This is a genomic window from Polymorphospora sp. NPDC051019 (assembly GCF_040683055.1).
Classification (GTDB): domain Bacteria; phylum Actinomycetota; class Actinomycetes; order Mycobacteriales; family Micromonosporaceae; genus Polymorphospora; species Polymorphospora lycopeni.
Genome location: NZ_JBFBCH010000002.1, coordinates 254,378 through 272,415, shown reverse-complemented (window position 1 = coordinate 272,415; position 18,038 = coordinate 254,378). Strand labels below are relative to the sequence as shown.

Sequence of the window (18,038 nt, the reverse complement as noted above, 5' to 3'; positions counted from 1 at the left end):
CGCCCCGTCCGGGCCACCGGTGAACGGGACGGCGCGGACCCGGAACCGCCGGGTCAGCTCACCTTGCCGGGAAACGCGACCGTGAGCGGGACGCCGCCGGCCGTACGGCGCCACCGGGTCGCCCGTACCGCGCAGTCGGTCAGCGCCGCGAGCGCCTGACCACGCTGGTCGCCGGTGGTGACCGGCAGCGCCGCCCGCCACACCGCGGCCGTACGCTCCTCGATCTCGACCGCCAGCCGGAGTGCCGAGGCGACGTCGGTGACCGGGTACGGCAACGCATACGACGGTTCCGCCGGCGGTGGCGTGACCGACGTCTCGTTCAGCAGGACCGTCAGCGCGTCCCGGCGGGTCCGGTGGGCCGCCTCGGCGGCCCGCGCGTCGGCCGCGGCGGCGTCCGCCAGCCGCACCCCGATCACCCCGTACGCGTGGATCGCCGCGTATTCGGCGGTCAGCGCCGCCGCCAGTCCCGTACTCACGGCGTCACCTCGCTTCGCTCGGCGCCGCCATGTTCATCGTGTTGCCTGATGGTTCGTTCGCTGCGCTCGCTCACGCCGTCATACTCCGCTTGCTCACAGCACCTCCAGGTGGGTCGCCCGGGCGGCCGTGATCGAGCCGAGCAGCGCCGCCCGCTCCGCCGGGGCGGCCAGGCAGGCGTCCTGGGCCAGCTTGTGGCCCGCCTCCTCGGCCGTACGCAGCTCCGCCAGGGCGGCGTCGGCTTCCGCCGGCACCTGCGGCGCCATCCCGGTGACCCCGGACGGCGACGGGGACGGTGACTCCCGGGTCACCCGGACCAGCTCCGCCTCGTGCGCGCGGTGTGCCTGCGCGATCGGCGTCAGCCGGTCGGCCAGGGCGGGATGGGCCGCGGCCGCGGCCTCGTGCCGGGCCGCGAGGCCACGCGCGTCGGCCAGCAGCGGGGCGAGCGGGTCCGGGGCCGGTGGTGGGTCGTCGCCGTCGAAGAGGCCGCAGGCCGACAGCACGCCGGTGGCCGCCAGACCGGCCGTGGCGCCCGCCATCCGCAGCAGCCATCGCCGGGAGCGTCCCGGTCCGATGTCGTGGATGTAGGTGTTCCCGCTCCGCACCGGCCAAGTCAACACCATCCGCGCCGCCCGTGGGGCGCCCCCGCCGTCTCCGGCCCGCCGGGTCGGTGCGCCGGCCGATCGGAAGAGCCGTTCGCGCGTTACGCTCTGCGCAGCCGCCGGGCGCGAACGCCCGGTGGCGTACTGGCATGGTTACCCAGCGGCATTGCCCGCCGGGGCCGACGATGGTGAAGGGGTCCGCCAGATGACGCAGCGTGGCCGCGCCTCCGGCAGGCCGGCGCCCGGATCGCGCGGCGAGGCCCGGCCGCGCGGCGGCGAGCGCCCCCGTCCCGCCGACCGGCCCCGCGCCGACCTCTCGGCCCGCCGCGCCCGGCTGCGCGCGGTGATCGAACCGGTCGTCACCGCCGCCGGCTACTTCCTGGAGGACGTCTCGGTCTCCCGGGCCGGCCGCCGGCACGTCGTACGGGTGATCGTCGACGGTGAGGCGGGCATCGGCCTGGACGCCGTCGCCGACGTCTCGCGGGCCGTCTCGGCGGCGCTCGACGCCGCCGAGGAGGACGGCACCGAGTTGCTCGTCGGCGAATACCAGCTCGAGGTCAGCTCGCCCGGCGTCGACCGCCCGCTGACCCTGCCCCGGCACTGGCGGCGCAGCGTCGGCCGGCTGGTCAAGGTCACCGCGGGCGAGCGGCAGGTGACCGGACGGGTGGTCGCCGCCGACGACGCCGGGGTGGCCCTCGACGTCGACGGTGTCACCCACGAATGGAAGCACGTCGACCTCGGCCCCGGCCGCGTCCAGGTGGAGTTCACCCGGCTCGACGAGGTGGCCGACGACGATCTCGACGAGATCGACGACGCCGACGAACCCGACGACGACGAAGTGGAGGGCGAGCAGAGGTGAACATCGACCTCGCGGCGTTGCGCGCACTGGAACGCGAGCGGGAGATCCCGTTCGACACGATTCTCGCGGCGATCGAGACCGCGCTGCTCACGGCCTACCGGCACACCGAGGGCGCGGAGCCCCACGCCCGGGTGGAGATCGACCGCAAGAACGGGGCGGCGCTGGTCTACGCCCAGGAGACGGACCCCGACGGCACCGTCGTACGGGAGTGGGACGACACCCCGCACGACTTCGGCCGGATCGCGGCGATGACCGCCAAGCAGGTGATCCTCCAGCGGCTGCGGGAGGCCACCGACGAGGTGCACTTCGGCGAGTACGTCGGCCGCGACGGCGACCTGGTGACCGGGGTCGTGCAGGCGCACGAGGCGCGGGCCGAGAAGGGCATCGTCACCGTCGACCTGGGCAAGCTCGAGGCGGTGCTGCCGCAGTCCGAGCAGGTGCCCGGCGAGGTCTACGAGCACGGCCAGCGGATCCGGTGCGTGGTGGTCCACGTGGCCAAGGGCTTCCGCGGCCCGCAGATCACGCTCTCCCGGTCGCACCCCAACCTGGTCAAGAAACTCTTCGCGCTGGAGGTGCCGGAGATCGCCGACGGCACCGTCGAGATCGCCGCCATCGCACGTGAGGCAGGTCACCGTACGAAGATCGCGGTGCGCTCGACGGCGCCCGGGGTCAACCCGAAGGGCGCCTGCATCGGCCCGATGGGGCAGCGGGTCCGGGCGGTGATGAGCGAGCTGCACGGTGAGAAAATCGACATCATCGACTGGTCCGACGACCCGGCGGCGTTCGTCGGGTTCGCGTTGTCGCCGGCCAAGGCGCTGCGGGTCGAGGTCGTAGACGCCGCGACGCGTACCGCCCGGGTCACGGTGCCCGATTTCCAGCTCTCGCTCGCGATCGGCCGCGAGGGGCAGAACGCCCGACTTGCGGCCCGGTTGACCGGTTGGCGGATCGACATCCGGCCCGATACCGAGCAGTCGGCTCCCGGCGACCGGGGCGTACGTGATCACGCCGCCGAGCCGGGCGGAGCGGTTGCCGGCGCGTAGGGGTAGACTTTCTCGTGGTTCGTCGTGCGTTGCCGGTCCGCACCTGTGTGGGTTGCCGGCGTCGTGCGCCGGCCGCCGAACTGTTGCGGATCGTCGCGATCGAGATCGGTGCTGGTCACAGCCTCTGTCCCGATCCGCGCCGCAGCCGGCCGGGTCGGGGCGCGCACCTGCATCCTGATCCGGCTTGCTTCACGCTGGCGCAGCGACGCCGCGCCTTCGGGCGGGCGTTGCGCATCACCGGGGCACCTGACACCGGTGAGCTGGCCGAGTACCTCCGCGCGTCAACCACTACGTCCGGTCATCCGACCGGACGAGGGTCGCAAGCAAGGTAGGACGACCGACATGAGCACACGATGAAGTCCCTGAAATGACCAGGCTTCAAGTGCACGAGTGAGGTCGCTGCGGGATCTGCCCGCACGACCTCGGAGTGAGGAGTGCAGTGGCAGGCAAGGCCCGCGTACACGAGCTGGCAAAAGAGCTCGGGGTCGAAAGCAAGACCGTTCTCGCCAAGTTGAAGGAGATGGGCGAGTTCGTCAAGTCCGCGTCGAGCACCGTGGAGGCACCCGTCGCCCGGCGGCTGCGTGGCGCGTTCGTCGCATCGTCGGAGCAGCCCTCGGCCCCCGCCGCCCCGACGCCCGCAGCACCGAGTCCCGGCAGCCCCGCCAGGATCTCGGCCAAGCCCATGCCGCCCCGCCGACCGGCTCCGCCGGTCCGGCCGAAGGGGCCGGTTCCCGGCCCGCCGCAGCCGCCGGCAGCACCGGTGGCCAAGCCGGCGAGTGCCCACGACATCGAGGTGGCGGCCGCCGAGGCGCGCGCCGCGGCCCTCAAGGCCGAGCAGGAGGCCGCCGTCAAGGCGGCGCAGGCTGCCCGGCAGCAGCAGCGCGAGGCGCCGGCCCGGCGGGAGCCGCCGGCCGACGGTGGCGCGCCGCGACCGAAGCCGGGTCCGACCTCGGTTCCCCCGCGTCCGGGTTCGCCGGCCGCGAACCGGCCGAGCGCGCCCGGCACGCCGGCTCCGGCGCCGGGTCGTCCCGGTGGCCGGCCGCCCGCGCGTAGCGGCGGCAACAACCCGTTCGGCATCACCCCGGGTGGTCAGCGTCCGGCACCGCAGACCGGTGGCGGCCCGCGGCCCAACCCGGCCTCCATGCCGCCGCGGCCGAGCCCGGCTTCCATGCCGCCGCGGCCGAGCCCCGCGTCGATGCCCTCGCAGCGTCCGGGTCGCCCGGGTGGCGGCCCCGGTGGCGGTGCCGGTCGTCCCGGCGGCGGTGCCGGTCGTCCCGGTGGTGGCGGCGGCGGCTTCCGTCCCGGTGGTGGCGGCGGTGGCGGTGGCTTCCGTGGCGGTCCCGGTGGTGGCGGCGGTGGCGGTGGCTTCCGCGGTGGCCCCGGTGGTGGCGGCGGTGGCGGTGCCGGTGGTGGCTTCCGTCCCGGTGGCGGCGCTCCGGCCGGTGGCGCGGGTCGCCCCGGCGGTGGCGGTCGTGGCCGTGGCGGCGGTGCCGCGGGCGCCTTCGGGCGTCCGGGTGGCAAGCCGACCCGTGGTCGCAAGTCGAAGAAGCAGCGCAGACAAGAGTTCGACAACCTGTCCGCACCGACCATGAGCTCGGGTGCCCCCCGGGGTCAGGGTCAGGTCGTACGGTTGTCGCGCGGCGCCTCGCTGTCCGACTTCGCCGACAAGATCAACGCCAACCCGGGTTCGCTGGTCCAGGAGATGTTCAACCTGGGCGAGATGGTCACCGCGACCCAGTCGTGCTCCGACGACACCCTCCTGCTGCTCGGCGAGCACCTCGGCTTCGACGTGCAGATCGTCAGCCCGGAGGACGAGGACCGCGAGCTGCTGGCCCAGTTCAACATCGACCTCGACGCCGAGGTCGCCGAGGACCGCCTGGTCAGCCGGCCGCCGGTGGTGACCGTCATGGGTCACGTCGACCACGGTAAGACCAAGCTGCTCGACGCGATCCGCAAGGCCAACGTCGTCGCGGGCGAGGCCGGTGGCATCACCCAGCACATCGGTGCCTACCAGGTGCACGTACCGCACGACGGCGTCGACCGCGCGCTGACCTTCATCGACACCCCGGGTCACGAGGCGTTCACCGCCATGCGTGCCCGTGGTGCCCAGGTCACCGACATCGTGGTCCTGGTCGTCGCGGCCGACGACGGCGTCATGCCGCAGACGATCGAGGCGCTCAACCACGCCAAGGCGGCCGACGTGCCGATCGTGGTCGCGGTCAACAAGGTCGACAAGCCGGAGGCGAACCCCGACAAGGTCCGCCAGCAGCTCACCGAATACGGGCTGGTCGCCGAGGAGTACGGCGGCGACACCATGTTCGTCAACGTGGCCGCCAAGCCGGGCATCGGCATCGACGAGCTGCTCGAGGCGGTGCTGCTGACCGCCGACGCGTCGCTGGAGCTGACCGCTCCGATCGACGGGCCGGCCCAGGGTGTCGCGATCGAGGCCCACCTCGACAAGGGTCGTGGTGCGGTGGCGACCGTCCTGGTCCAGAAGGGCACCCTGCGGGCGGGCGACTCGATCGTCGCCGGTGGGGCGCACGGCCGGGTCCGGGCGATGCTCGACGAGAACGGCAAGCCGGTCAGCGAGGCCGGTCCGGCGCGTCCGGTCCTGGTCCTCGGTCTGACCGCGGTCCCGGGCGCCGGCGACACGTTCCTCGCGGCCGAGGACGACCGCACGGTGCGTCAGATCGCCGAGCAGCGGCAGGCCCGGCGGCGGGCGGCGAGCTTCGCCAACAGCCGTGGGCGGGCCACCCTCGAGACGCTCATGGAGCAGCTCAAGGAGGGCGAGAAGACCTCGCTCAACCTGGTGCTCAAGGGCGACGTCTCCGGTTCCGTGGAGGCGCTCGAGGACGCGCTGTTCAAGCTGGACATCCCGGAAGAGGTCCAACTGCGGATCATCCACCGGGGCGTCGGTGCGATCACCGAGAGCGACGTCATGCTGGCGAGCGCCTCGTCCGAGGCGGTCACGATCATCGGCTTCAACGTCCGGGCCTCCAACAAGGTCCGGGAGATCGCCGACCGCGAGGGCGTGGAGATCCGGTACTACACCGTCATCTACCAGGCCATCGAGGAGATCGACGCCGCGCTCAAGGGCCTTCTCAAGCCCGAATACGAAGAGGTCGAGCTGGGCAGCGCGGAGATCCGCGACGTCTTCCGCTCGTCCAAGGTCGGCAACATCTCCGGCTGCATCGTGCGGTCGGGTGTCATCCGGCGTAACGCCAAGGCACGTCTCCTGCGGGACGGCGCGGTCGTGGCGGACAACCTCACGATCAGCTCGCTCAAGCGCTTCAAGGACGACGCGACCGAGGTGCGCGAGGGCTTCGAGTGCGGTCTGACCCTGAGCGGTTACAACAACGTCCAGGTCGGCGACCTCATCGAGACCTTCGAGATGCGGGAGAAGCCGCGCTCCTGACCGATCCGCGTTGATCCGGGGAGGGACCCGTACGGGGTCCCTCCCCGGATCGCGTCCTGCCCCGGCCCCTGCAGCACCGAAACGGAAGAACCCCACGATGACCGAGTACGCCCTGCTGCTGGCCCCGTCGGCCAACCGCGTCTACGCCGACGCGGCCGGCCGGATGACCCGGGCCGAGCTGGCCGTGCTGGCCGCGGCCGGGGTCCTCGACGGGCCGGTCGGCGACATCGCCGAGCGGGAGATCGCCGGCGTCGGCTACGTCACCTTCGAGGCGACCCCGAGCCGGCGCGACGTCGACCGGCTGGCGAACCTGTCGGCGGCGTACGCGCTGTTCGAGCGGGTCGGCGACGACCTGCTGCGCCCCGTACCGCTGCACCCGCTGGCGCGCTTCGACGACGACCTGATCACCATCCCGAAGTACGCCGGCAAGACCAACGAGCAGTTCACCCGGCTGCTGCTCAACGTCACCCTGCTGGCGTCGGCGTCCGCGCCCGGCATGCTCGACCGGCAGCTCGTCGTGCTCGACCCGCTGTGCGGCCGGGGCACCACCCTCAACCAGGCCCTCATGTACGGCTACGACGCGATCGGGGTCGAACTGGACGGCAAGGACGTCGACGCGTACTCGGCGTTCCTGCGTACCTGGCTCAAGCGCAAGCGGCTCAAGCACACCGCGGAGACCACCCCGGTACGCCGGGACCGGCGACTCGTCGCGCGGCGGTTCGAGGCGGTCCTCGCCGGCTCGAAGGACGACTACCGGTCCGGAGCCACCCAGCGGGTCACGGTGCTGCACGGCGACACCGTCCGGGCCCGGGAGTTCCTGCGGGCCGGCTGTGCCGACGTGGTGGTCGCCGACGCCCCGTACGGGGTCGCCCACGGCAGCCGTACCGAACAGGGGTTGTCCCGCCGGCCGTTGGACCTGCTGGCGGCGGCGGTGCCGGTCTGGGCCGAACTGCTCCGCCCCGGCGGCGCGGTAGGCATCTCGTGGAACACCCACGTCGCCCGGCGCGACGAGGCCGCCGCCGTGCTCGCCGACGCCGGCCTGGTGCCCGTGGACGGGCCGGGCTACCTCGACTTCTCGCACCGGGTCGACCAGGCCATCGAACGTGACGTCCTGGTGGCCCGCAAACCCGGGTGAGCGGGAAACCCGGGTGAACCCCGGGGACCGGTTCGCTACGCTGACCGGCGATGTTCACCGGAACCGCGGTCTTCGACCTGCTCCTGCCCGGCGACTCCCGGTCGCTGAAGGCGAAACGCTCCTACGTACGCCCCATCGTCGCCGCCCTGCGCCGGTTCGAGGTGTCGGCGGCCGAGGTGGGCGCCCTCGACCTGCACGGCCGCGCCGAGATAGCGGTGGCCGTGGTGGCCGCCGAGGCGGCCCACGTCCGCACCGTGCTCGACTCCTGTGAGCGGCTGGTGGCCGGCCGCCCCGAGACCGAACTGCTGTCGGTCCGGCGCCGGCTGCACGGCCCCGACGACTGACCGCCCGGGCCGGTGTGACCGGGGTTGCGCCGGCAGGTGTGGCCGGCCGCGGCGAAGGTAATGTTCCAGTCATGGGCACCGGCCCGGTCACCGGCGGCACGACGATCCGGTCGGCCGCCGGCCCGCAGGTACGGAATGTCCGTTGACGGTTGAGCACTGTCCTGGAACGCAGGATGCCGTGGAGGTGGCGAGATGTCGGACCCGGCCAAGGTACGTCGGCACGCGGAGCGGGTACGCGAACTGGTGGCTTCGGTGGTGCGTACCCAGATCAAGGACCCCCGGCTCGGCATGATCACGATCACCGACGCCCGGATAACCGCCGACCTGCGGGACGCGACGGTCTACTACACGGTGCTCGGCGACGCGGCGGCCCAGGCCGGCACCGCGGCCGCGCTGGAGAGCGCCAAGGGCATGCTGCGCAGCACCGTCGGCAAGGCCCTGGGGCTGCGCCACTCGCCGACCCTGACGTTCGTCCTGGACAACGTGCAGGACCAGGTGAAGCACATCGACGAGTTGCTCGCCGCGGCCCGTAACGCCGACGCCGAGGTGCAGCGGCTCGCCGCCCGGGCCCAGTACGCCGGTGAGGCGCAGCCCTACCGGGTGGAGGACACCGACGACGACAGCGACGGCGAGGGCGACGAGGACCGGGTCGGCGGCACGGGACCGGCCGACGCCGCGGAGCACCGGCGGTGACCGACGCCTCGGGCGGCGGCAACGGGGCGGCTCTGGCCGAGCCGCCCGCACCCGGCGGGCCGACGGAGGAGGACTGGGCGGCGGCGGTGGCCGCCGTCCGGTCGTTGCCGGCCGGCGGGCGGGTGCTGCTGATCTGCCACGTCAACCCCGACGGGGACGCGCTGGGCAGCATGCTGGGGTTCGGGCTGGGGCTGTGCCGGCTCGGCGTACGCCAGCTCCAGGCCACGTTCCCCGGCCCGCCCGAGGTGCCGGAACCATTCCGGGCGCTGCCCGGCCTCGACCTGCTGGTGCCCGCCGCGCAGGCGATCGCCGATCCCGACCTGGTGCTGTGCTTCGACGCGGCCAGTGAGTCGCGGCTCGGCGACCTGGTCGACCGGCTCGACCGGGCGCCGGCGATCGTGCTCGACCACCACGCGTCCAACACCCGCTTCGGCGGGATCCACCTGGTCGACCCGGCCGCCGCCGCGACCTCGGTGGTCGCCGAGCGGCTGCTCACCCGGCTCGGGGTGCCGCTCGACCAGGAGATCGCCGAGTGTCTCTACGTGGCGTTGGCCACCGACACCGGCTCGTTCCGGTTCGACATGACCACCCCGGCGGTGCACGAGATGGCGGCCCGCCTGCTCGCCACCGGCATCCGGCCGGGCGAGATCTCCCGGCGGATCTTCGACACCCGCCCGTTCGGTGCGATCCGGTTGTACGGCGAGGTGCTGAGCCGGACGACGCTCGATCCGGCCGCGGCCGGTGGTCACGGCATGGTGTGGACGTACGCGACCCAGGACGACCTGGCCCGGCACGGACAGCGGCCGTACGTCCTGGAGCCGTTGATCGACTCGGTCCGGTGCGCCGCCGAGGCGGACGTGAGCTGCGTGGTCAAGCAGACCGGCACCCGGGAGTGGGCGGTGTCGATGCGAAGCAAGGGCGCGGTCGACGTCAGCCGCGTCGCGGTGGCGCTCGGCGGCGGCGGGCACCGGCTCGCCGCGGGGTTCACCGGGCGTGGCACCGCCCACGAGGTGGCGGCGGCGATCCGGGACGAGTTGGACACGGCACTGATCGATCCGGAGGTTCCGGGACAAGCCGGAGTCTGATCCGGGTTTCCGTCGCACCGGACAGCAGGTGACAATCGGTTGATGGAACAGCCGCAGGAACTCACCGCGTCGGTGCCCCGGGCCTGGGACAGACCACTGGTCACGGTTCCGGTGCTGGCGTTGCTGTCGGTGATCGGGGGTCAGTTCCCGTCGTTCTCCACCCAGGCGAACCTTTACGCGATCGGCACCGGCGGCACGCTGGTCTGGTTGGGGCTGTCCAACCGGTTGCCGCGCCGGCCGGCGCCCCGCTCGTTCGGCCGGCCCGCCGTCTGGTGGGTGCTGCCGGCGGTGATCTTCGCCGTCTTCGAGGGGGCGACGTTCTTCCTCGGGTCGTCCGAGGAGTTCCCCACCTTCTCCAAGCTCGCCGACCCGCTGCTCGAGGAGCCGCTGATCCGTTCGGCGGCCTACTTCGCCTGGCTCGCGGCGTTCTGGGGACTGGTCCGGCGATGAGCGGCACCCGTCTGCTGGCGATCGGCGGCTTCGCCGTGGCCATCGTGCTGTTCCTGGTGATGGAGTGGGCGGCGCGCCGGGAGGGTTCGAGGATTCCGACGCTCGGCGACGTCTGTGCCTACGTGATGCAGTACGAGGTCGGCCGGGTGCCGGTCGGCCGGATCGGGGTGTTCGGCTTCTGGTGGTGGCTGGGGTGGCATTTCTTCGCCCGCTGACCTGGTGATCATTCTCGCATCACGGGAATGGTGCGCAGGATGTGGACCTGAACGATAGCTTGGGTGACGGTGCGCGCCGTGCCCGTCACCGCGCTGCCCCCGTGGGCGGCGTTCCGGGCGAGGCCCACCACGTCCCGACCTCCAGGGTCGACCAGACCCGGGCCGGCACGCTGCCCCGGCAGTCCGCTTCCGGTGATCCCGGACGGCCGCCGCCGGCGACCAGCACCACCGCCCACCGCCGGTCCGGCCCGCGCCCGACACCCCCGCGTGTCCGCCGCCGGCCGGACCTCCCGGCGCACCCTGGAAGGAACCTCCCATGGCGAGCAAGCCGAAGCCCGAGACCAGCGACGAGGCCCGCGAGCAGGCCCGCCGCGCCCTGCAGACCTCGATGGACACCCGCCAGTAGCGCCGGCGTCCATCGCGGCCGGGCCGTCCCGGACACCCGGGGCGCCGGCGGCCCACCGTCGCCGTACGGCCGCCGGACGCACGCCCCGGCGATACGATCGGGCCGTGCGCCGGATCCTCGTCGTCGGCAGCGGCGGCGCGGGCAAGTCCACCCTCGCGCGGCAACTCGGCGAGCGGCTCGAGTTGCCCGTCGTGCACCTCGACCGGCACTACTGGCAGCCGGGCTGGGTGGCGACCGAACCGGACCGCTGGCGGGCCACCGTCGGCCGGCTGGCCGCCGCCGACGCCTGGGTGATGGACGGCAACTACGGCTCCACCCTCGACCTGCGGCTGCCCCGCGCCGACCTGCTCGTCCTGTGTGACCTGCCCCGACCGGTCTGCCTGTGGGCGGTGATCCGGCGTCGCTGGCGGTTCCGCGCCACCGGCCGCCCGGACCTGCACCCCGGCTGCCCCGAACGGCTCACGCCGGCGTTCCTGCGCTGGATCTGGAGCTATCCCGGTCGGCCCCGGACCCACCTTCTCGCGGCGGTCGCCGCCCACACGCCACGACTCGCCGTCGTACGGCTGCGCAGCCGGCGCGAGGTGCGCCGCTGGCTCGCCGGCGGCATGGCGTACGGGCGACCGCCCGGGTAAGTGGTCAGGAGGTTGTGACCCATTACCGGCCCGTGTGAGGATGCGGGACGATGAGTCACCCCACGGCCCTACCCGCGACATCCCGCGCCACGCTGCGCCGGATCGCCGGCCTCGCCCTGCCCGCCCTCGTCGTGCTCGCCGCCGAGCCCGTCTACGTGCTCGTCGACACCGCCGTCGTCGGTCACCTCGGTCGGGTGCCGCTCGCCGCGCTGGCCGTCGGCGGAACCGTACTGACCCTGATCGCCTGGCTCGGCACGGTCATGGCGTACGGGACCACCGGGCGGGCCGCCCGCCGCTACGGCGCCGGCGACCGGGCCGCCGCCGTCGCCGAGGGCGTCCAGGCGTCCTGGCTCGCGTTCGCCGTCGGCGTCGCCGTCGCGCTCGGCATGCAGGTCGTGGCCGGGCCGCTGGCGCGTACCCTCGCCGGCGGCGGCACCGAGGTGGCCGACGCCGCCGCGCAGTGGATGCGGATCGCCGCGCTGGGCGCCCCCGGCCTGCTCCTGGCCGCCGCCGGCAACGGCTGGATGCGGGGCGTGCAGGAGACCCGCCGGCCGGTGGTCTACGTACTGGCGGCCAACGTCCTGTCCGCGATGCTCTGCCCGGTGCTGGTCTATCCCGTCGGCCTCGGGCTGCCCGGCTCCGCCATCGCCAACGTCGTCGCCCAGAGCCTCGGTGGGCTGCTCTTCGCCCGCGCCCTGCTCGTCGAGCGGGCCGCCCTGCGCCCCGACCCCTCCGTCATCCGTCGCCAGCTCGCGGTCAGCCGGGACCTGCTGACGCGGGGCGCCGCGTTCCAGATCTGCTTCCTGTCCGCCACCGCCGTCGCGGCCCGCTTCGGCGCCGCCTCGGTCGCCGCCCACCAGATCGCCGTACAACTGTTCTTCTTCACCGCGCTGGCCCTCGACGCCGTCGCGATCGCCGCCCAGTCGCTGGTCGGCGCCGCCCTCGGCGGCGGCGACGCCGACGGCGCCCGCTGGCTGGCCCGCCGGATCGCCCTGCTCGGCGTCGCCTGCGGGCTGGTGTTCGCGGTGCTCATCGCCGTCGGCTCCGGCGTCGTGCCGGGGTGGTTCAGCCCGGACCCGGCAGTACGCGACCAGGCGATGCTGGCCTGGCCGTGGTTCGTGGCGATGCAGCCGCTGGCCGGGGTCGTGTTCGCCCTCGACGGGGTGCTGATCGGGGCCGGCGACGTCCGCTACCTGCGCAACCTCACCCTGGTGGCGACACTGGGCGGGTTCCTGCCCGCCATCTGGGCGGCGTACGCCCTCGACCTCGGGCTGGGCGGGATCTGGGCCGGACTGGTGCTGATGGTCGTCATCCGGCTGGTCGGCCTGCTGCTGCGGACGCGTTCCGGCCGCTGGGCGGTCGTCGGCGCGGTCCGCTGACGCCGCCCCCGCGCACCCACCCGGCGCCCCCGGCCGACCCGTCCCGGCCCCCCGGTCCAGCTCCTTGATCCCGGTGATCAGGGAGCGGGGAGGCCGGCGCGCCGGCGACACGCCCGACCTGGTCCCTGATCACGAGGATCACGGGTGGGCCGCGGGGAAGGGGAGACGGGGGTCTGGCAGGGTGGACGACCGTGCATAGTGACGGGCTCATCGTGGTTGACAAGGCCGGCGGGATGACATCCCACGACGTCGTCGCCCGCATCCGGCGACTGGCCAGGACGCGGCGGGTGGGACACGGCGGCACCCTCGACCCGATGGCCACCGGCGTACTGGTCGTCGGCGTCGGCCGGGCCACCCGGTTGCTGACGTACGTGATCGGGTCCGACAAGGGCTACACCGCCACGATCCGGCTCGGACAGTCGACGGTGACCGACGACGCCGAGGGCGAGGTGATCGCCACCACGGCCGCCGACACGGTCACCGACGACGCGATCCGGGCCGGGCTCGCCGCGCTCACCGGCGAGATCGACCAGGTGCCCAGCGCGGTCAGCGCGATCAAGATCGACGGGCAGCGGGCCTACAAGCGGGTACGCGACGGCGAGCAGGTCGAACTCGCCGCCCGCCGGGTCACCGTGGCCCGCCTCGACGTGCTCGCGATCCGCCGCGACCAGCCCGGCGTCGTCGACGTGGACGTCGACCTCGCGGTGTCGTCCGGCACCTACGTGCGTGCCATCGCCCGGGATCTCGGCACGTCGCTGCGGGTCGGCGGACACCTGACGGCACTGCGCCGTACGTCCGTCGGCGGGTTCACCCTGGCCGAGGCGGCCACCCTCGAGGAACTGGAGCGGCGGGCGCCGGACGTGGTGAACCTGCCGCTCACGCAGGCTGCCCGCCGCTACTTCCCGCAGCGCGAGGCCGACGCCGCCGAGGCGAAGGTGCTGTCGCACGGCGGCCCGCTGAAGCCGGCCGGCATCGTCGGCCCGTACGCGGTCTTCGGCCCGGACGGCGGCCTGCTCGCTATCGTCAGCGAACGGGAGGGGCGGGCCCGGGCCGAGATCGTGCTCGCCCCGGCATGACGCGACAGGCGGGCGCGGGGCACGACGGGGGGAAGGAAGGCTGATGCAGCGCTGGCGGGGGTATGACGCGGCACCGGGCGGCTGGGGTCGCGCGGTGGTGACGATCGGGGTGTTCGACGGCGTCCACAAGGGCCATCAGGCGACCATCACGCACGCCGTGAAACGGGCCGGCGACCTCGGCGTGAAGTCGGTGGTGGTGACGTTCGACCCGCACCCGGCGGAGGTGGTCCGGCCCGGATCGCACCCCGCGGTGCTGACCGAGCCGGCCCGCAAGGCCGAGCTGATCGAGGCACTCGGCGTCGACGTGCTGTGCGTCCTGCCGTTCACGGCCGCCTTCTCCCGGCTGCCCCCGGAGGGGTTCGTGCACGACGTGCTGGTCGAGCACCTGCACGCCGCGCTGGTCGTGGTGGGGGACAACTTCCGGTTCGGGCACCGGGCGGCCGGTGACGTCGAGCTGCTCGGTCGGCTCGGGCGCACGTTCGGCTTCGCGGTCGAGGGGGCGCCGCTGGTGTCGCAGGACGGCACGGTGTTCTCGTCGACGTACATCCGGGCCGGGGTCGACGCCGGCGACGTCGAGGCGGCGGCCCGCGCCCTGGGGCGCCCGCACCGGCTGGAGGGGGTCGTCGTACGCGGTGACCAGCGCGGCCGGGAGATCGGCTTCCCGACCGCCAACCTGCTGTGCCACCGCTACGCGGCGGTGCCCGCCGACGGGATCTACGCGGCGTGGCTGGTGTGCCGGGGACAGCGGCACCGGGCGGCGGTGTCGATCGGCACCAACCCGACCTTCAGCGGCCGGGAACGGCGGGTCGAGGCGTACGTGCTGGACTTCGACGGCGACCTCTACGGTGAGCGGCTGGCGCTGGACTTCGTGGCGCATCTGCGGGAGATGCGCCGGTACGACGGCGTGGAACCGCTGGTCCGGCAGATGGCCCTGGACGTCGAGCGGACCCGTGCGGTGCTCACCGACGGGTGACGGCGACCGGCGGCCCACCGGCCAGGCAGGACGTGCCCGGTGGGCGGTAGCGCGAAGGCGCGGTTGCGGGCTGGTAACCTGGGCGGGACGTCGGGTTACCGACGGTGGGCCTCGCGTGCCTGCACGACGCCGCGGGTGCGAGGTTTGCGATCCAAACCCACGGAAACAGGGAGAAAATGGCGCTCGACCAAGAGTCCAAGGCTAAGATCCGCCAGGAGTACGCGACCGTCGAGGGTGACACCGGTTCGCCCGAGGTGCAGGTCGCGGTGCTGACCAAGCGGATCGCGGAGCTGACCGAGCACCTGAAGGTGCACAAGCACGACCACCACAGCCGTCGTGGTCTGCTGCTGCTGGTCGGTCGCCGCCGCCGGCTGCTCAACTACCTCCAGAAGAAGGAAATCAACCGCTACCGGTCGCTCATCGAGCGGCTCGGCCTGCGTAGGTGACTTGTCGGGGGGAGCGGCCGGTGCCGCTCCCCCCGAGTCCGTCACCACGGAACACGTCGCCGACCCGGCGACGATCGAGACCACCCGTCGCCGCCGAGGCGACACTCGAGACCACCGTCGCCACCGGCGACGGCACGACAGGGCACCAGCGCCCTTGCCATCGTGAGCCGGTCAGCGCACCGGTCCTCGGTAGTGGCCCCCGGGCCAGCCGGCCGTTCCGAGCCGGCTCCCCCGGGCGCTTCGATCGAAGACCGGCTGTCTGAACAGCTCCGGCGGGGTCGTGGGCCCACGATCGAAGGAGCACGAAACACCTATGACCGAGCAGACCAATCTCGGCAACCAGCACAGCAGGGCCGTCATCGACAACGGTGCGTTCGGCACCCGTGAGATCGTCTTCTCGACCGGCCGGCTCGCCCGGCAGGCCGCCGGATCGGTGCTCGCCCAGCTCGGCGAGACCGTCGTCCTCTCCGCGACCAGCGCCAGCAAGCAGCCGAAGGAGCACTTCGACTTCTTCCCGCTGACCGTCGACGTCGAGGAGCGGATGTACGCCGCGGGCCGCATCCCCGGCTCGTTCTTCCGTCGCGAGGGCCGGCCGAGCGAGGACGCGATCCTCACCTGCCGCCTGATCGACCGCCCGCTGCGCCCCTCGTTCGTCAAGGGCCTGCGCAACGAGGTCCAGGTCGTGGCGACGGTGCTCGCCCTCGACCCGGCGCACCCCTACGACGTGGTCGCGATCAACGCGGCGTCGATGTCGACCAAGCTGTCCGGCCTGCCGTTCTCCGGCCCGATCGGGGCGACCCGGGTCGCGCACGTCGACGGCCAGTGGGTCGCCTTCCCGACCCACGAGGAACTGGCCCGGGCCACCTTCGACATGGTGGTCGCCGGCCGGGCGCTGCCCGACGGCGACGTGGCGATCATGATGGTCGAGGCCGAGGCGACCGAGCACACCGTGGCCCTGGTCGCCGGTGGCGCGCCCGCCCCGACCGAGGAGGTCGTCGCCGCCGGCCTGGAGGCTTCCAAGCCGGCCATCCGCGAGCTGTGCCGGGCGCAGAGCGAGCTGGCCGAGGTGGCCGCCAAGCCGGTCGCGGAGTTCCCGGTCTTCCTCGACTACTCCGACGACGTCTACGAGGCCGTCGCCGCGGCGGTCCGCGGCGAGGTCGCCGAGGCCCTCAAGATCGCCCCGAAGGCCGAGCGCGAGGACGCCCTCGACCGGATCAAGGACAAGGCTTACGAGCAGCTCGCCGCCACCTTCGAGGGGCGCGAGAAGGAGGTCGGCGCGGCCTTCCGCTCGCTGACCAAGTCCGAGGTGCGGGCCCGTGTACTGCGCGACGAGATCCGCATCGACGGCCGGGGCCTGCGCGACATCCGCCCGCTGACCGCCGAGGTCGGCGTGCTGCCCCGGGTGCACGGCAGCGCCCTGTTCGAGCGCGGCGAGACCCAGATCATGGGCGTCACCACGCTCAACATGCTCCGCCTGGAGCAGACGCTGGACACCCTGTCGCCGGAGAAGTCCAAGCGCTACATGCACAACTACAACTTCCCGCCGTACTCGGTCGGCGAGACCGGCCGGGTCGGTGCGCCGAAGCGGCGCGAGATCGGGCACGGCGCGCTCGCCGAGCGGGCCCTCATCCCGGTGCTGCCCAGCCGCGAGGAGTTCCCGTACGCCATCCGGCAGGTCTCCGAGGCGCTCGGCTCCAACGGCTCGACCAGCATGGGCTCGGTCTGCGCCTCGACCCTCGGCCTGCTCTCGGCCGGTGTGCCGCTGAAGGCACCGGTCGCCGGCATCGCGATGGGCCTGATCTCCGACGAGGTCGACGGCAAGACCCGCTACGTGACGCTGACCGACATCCTCGGTGCCGAGGACGCGTTCGGCGACATGGACTTCAAGGTCGCCGGCACTCCCGAGTTCGTCACCGCGCTCCAGCTCGACACCAAGCTCGACGGCATCCCGTCCGACGTGCTGGCCGCCGCGCTGCAGCAGGCGTACGAGGCCCGGCAGACCATCCTCGACGTGATGCGCCAGGCGATCGAGGGCCCGGCCACGATGTCCGACTACGCGCCGCGGGTGACCACGGTGAAGATCCCGGTCGACAAGATCGGCATGGTGATCGGCCCGAAGGGCCAGACCATCAACGCGATCCAGGACGAGACCGGCGCCGACATCTCGATCGAGGACGACGGCACGATCTACGTCGGCGCGACCAACGGGCCGGCCGCCGAGGCGGCGGTCGAGCGGATCAACGCGATCGCCAACCCGACCCTGCCCAAGGTCGGCGACAAGTTCCTCGGCACGGTGGTCAAGACCGCCGCGTTCGGCGCGTTCGTGTCGCTGCTGCCCGGCCGGGACGGCCTGCTGCACATCTCCAAGGTCGGCGACGGCAAGCGGGTCGAGCGGGTCGAGGACTTCCTCAACGTCGGCGACAAGGTCGAGGTGCAGATCGCCGACATCGACGCCCGCGGCAAGATCTACCTGGACAAGGTCCGTCCCGAGGGCGAGGAGGCTCCGGAGGCGGCCGAGGCCGAGGCCGGTGGCGAGCGTCCGCCGGCCCGGGACCGGTCCGACCGCGGCCCGCGCGACCGTGGTGACCGGGACCGCGGCGACCGCGGCCCGAGCCGTGGTGACCGGGGCGAGGGTGGCGAGGGCGGCGGCGAGCAGCCGCGCCGGCGCCGCAACCGGCACAGCTGACCCGTCGGGCCGTACGTCGAGCTAGGAGCAATGGTCACTTGAACCGGGCGGTGCGACCCACATTGCTCCCAGCTCAGCGCACCGGCGGTCGATCCGATGGCCGCGCGGCCGCCCGATCCAGGTCGGGC

At 73.2% G+C, this 18,038-nt stretch carries 17 protein-coding genes and 2 pseudogenes; 17 read left to right on the top strand and 2 right to left on the bottom strand.

The features are described from left to right. Positions 1–53: 53 nt before the first annotated feature. Positions 54–476, bottom strand: coding sequence for a ferritin-like domain-containing protein (locus AB0M79_RS05360; protein ID WP_364208002.1), 423 nt, complete (start codon positions 474–476; stop codon positions 54–56). Positions 477–569: 93 nt separating this feature from the next. Then, positions 570–1,013 (bottom strand): hypothetical protein, encoded by a 444-nt coding sequence (locus AB0M79_RS05355; RefSeq protein WP_364208807.1) that lies wholly within the window; start codon positions 1,011–1,013, stop codon positions 570–572. A 268-nt stretch (positions 1,014–1,281) separates the two neighbouring features. Between AB0M79_RS05355 and rimP the strand changes: the two genes are divergently transcribed. The 17 genes and pseudogenes from rimP to AB0M79_RS05270 all read left to right on the top strand — a co-directional run bounded on the left by rimP (position 1,282) and on the right by AB0M79_RS05270 (position 17,910). Next, a complete protein-coding gene (gene rimP / locus AB0M79_RS05350; protein WP_364208000.1) occupies positions 1,282–1,935 on the top strand; it encodes a ribosome maturation factor RimP in 654 nt (217 codons plus the stop codon). Beyond that, positions 1,932–2,975, top strand: coding sequence for a transcription termination factor NusA (nusA, locus tag AB0M79_RS05345; protein ID WP_357535830.1), 1,044 nt, complete (start codon positions 1,932–1,934; stop codon positions 2,973–2,975). Before rimP ends, nusA begins: the two co-directional genes overlap by 4 nt. A gap of 14 nt (positions 2,976–2,989) precedes the next feature. Next, positions 2,990–3,321 (top strand): annotated as a pseudogene (locus AB0M79_RS05340) (YlxR family protein). A gap of 93 nt (positions 3,322–3,414) precedes the next feature. Beyond that, positions 3,415–3,669, top strand: a pseudogene (locus AB0M79_RS05335) (translation initiation factor IF-2 N-terminal domain-containing protein); the annotation flags it as partial. Then, the gene (gene infB / locus AB0M79_RS05330; RefSeq protein WP_364208804.1) at positions 3,658–6,390 is read left to right on the top strand and encodes a translation initiation factor IF-2; all 2,733 of its coding nucleotides are present in this window, start codon (positions 3,658–3,660) and stop codon (positions 6,388–6,390) included. The pseudogene AB0M79_RS05335 and the gene infB, both read left to right, overlap by 12 nt. Positions 6,391–6,487: 97 nt before the next feature. Next, positions 6,488–7,525: an SAM-dependent methyltransferase gene (locus tag AB0M79_RS05325; protein WP_364207998.1), complete on the top strand. Its 1,038-nt coding sequence runs from the start codon at positions 6,488–6,490 to the stop codon at positions 7,523–7,525. Between the two features lie 50 nt (positions 7,526–7,575). After that, positions 7,576–7,869: a DUF503 domain-containing protein gene (locus tag AB0M79_RS05320; RefSeq protein ID WP_357535835.1), complete on the top strand. Its 294-nt coding sequence runs from the start codon at positions 7,576–7,578 to the stop codon at positions 7,867–7,869. 192 nt (positions 7,870–8,061) lie between these two features. Then, positions 8,062–8,562 carry a 30S ribosome-binding factor RbfA gene (gene rbfA / locus AB0M79_RS05315; RefSeq protein ID WP_364207996.1) on the top strand — a complete coding sequence of 167 codons (501 nt, stop codon included), beginning with the start codon at positions 8,062–8,064 and terminating at the stop codon, positions 8,560–8,562. A gap of 32 nt (positions 8,563–8,594) precedes the next feature. After that, positions 8,595–9,647, top strand: a complete 1,053-nt coding sequence (locus AB0M79_RS05310; protein WP_364208801.1) for a bifunctional oligoribonuclease/PAP phosphatase NrnA — start codon at positions 8,595–8,597, stop codon at positions 9,645–9,647. 42 nt (positions 9,648–9,689) lie between these two features. Next, positions 9,690–10,097, top strand: a complete 408-nt coding sequence (locus AB0M79_RS05305) for a hypothetical protein (protein WP_357535837.1) — start codon at positions 9,690–9,692, stop codon at positions 10,095–10,097. Then, the gene (locus tag AB0M79_RS05300; RefSeq protein WP_364207994.1) at positions 10,094–10,312 is read left to right on the top strand and encodes a DUF6186 family protein; all 219 of its coding nucleotides are present in this window, start codon (positions 10,094–10,096) and stop codon (positions 10,310–10,312) included. Before AB0M79_RS05305 ends, AB0M79_RS05300 begins: the two co-directional genes overlap by 4 nt. A 510-nt stretch (positions 10,313–10,822) precedes the next feature. Next, positions 10,823–11,350, top strand: coding sequence for an adenylate kinase (locus tag AB0M79_RS05295; RefSeq protein WP_364207992.1), 528 nt, complete (start codon positions 10,823–10,825; stop codon positions 11,348–11,350). A 50-nt stretch (positions 11,351–11,400) separates the two neighbouring features. Then, entirely contained in the window at positions 11,401–12,729 is a 1,329-nt protein-coding gene (locus tag AB0M79_RS05290; protein WP_364207990.1) for an MATE family efflux transporter, read from the top strand. A 191-nt stretch (positions 12,730–12,920) separates the two neighbouring features. Then, positions 12,921–13,805 (top strand): tRNA pseudouridine(55) synthase TruB, encoded by an 885-nt coding sequence (gene truB, locus AB0M79_RS05285; RefSeq protein WP_364207988.1) that lies wholly within the window; start codon positions 12,921–12,923, stop codon positions 13,803–13,805. Positions 13,806–13,848: 43 nt separating this feature from the next. Continuing rightward, positions 13,849–14,778, top strand: a complete 930-nt coding sequence (locus tag AB0M79_RS05280; RefSeq protein WP_357535847.1) for a bifunctional riboflavin kinase/FAD synthetase — start codon at positions 13,849–13,851, stop codon at positions 14,776–14,778. A gap of 176 nt (positions 14,779–14,954) precedes the next feature. Then, complete coding sequence (rpsO, locus tag AB0M79_RS05275; protein ID WP_364207986.1) at positions 14,955–15,224, top strand: 30S ribosomal protein S15; 270 nt, start codon at positions 14,955–14,957, stop codon at positions 15,222–15,224. A gap of 313 nt (positions 15,225–15,537) precedes the next feature. Then, positions 15,538–17,910 (top strand): polyribonucleotide nucleotidyltransferase, encoded by a 2,373-nt coding sequence (locus AB0M79_RS05270; protein ID WP_364207984.1) that lies wholly within the window; start codon positions 15,538–15,540, stop codon positions 17,908–17,910. Positions 17,911–18,038: the final 128 nt, after the last annotated feature.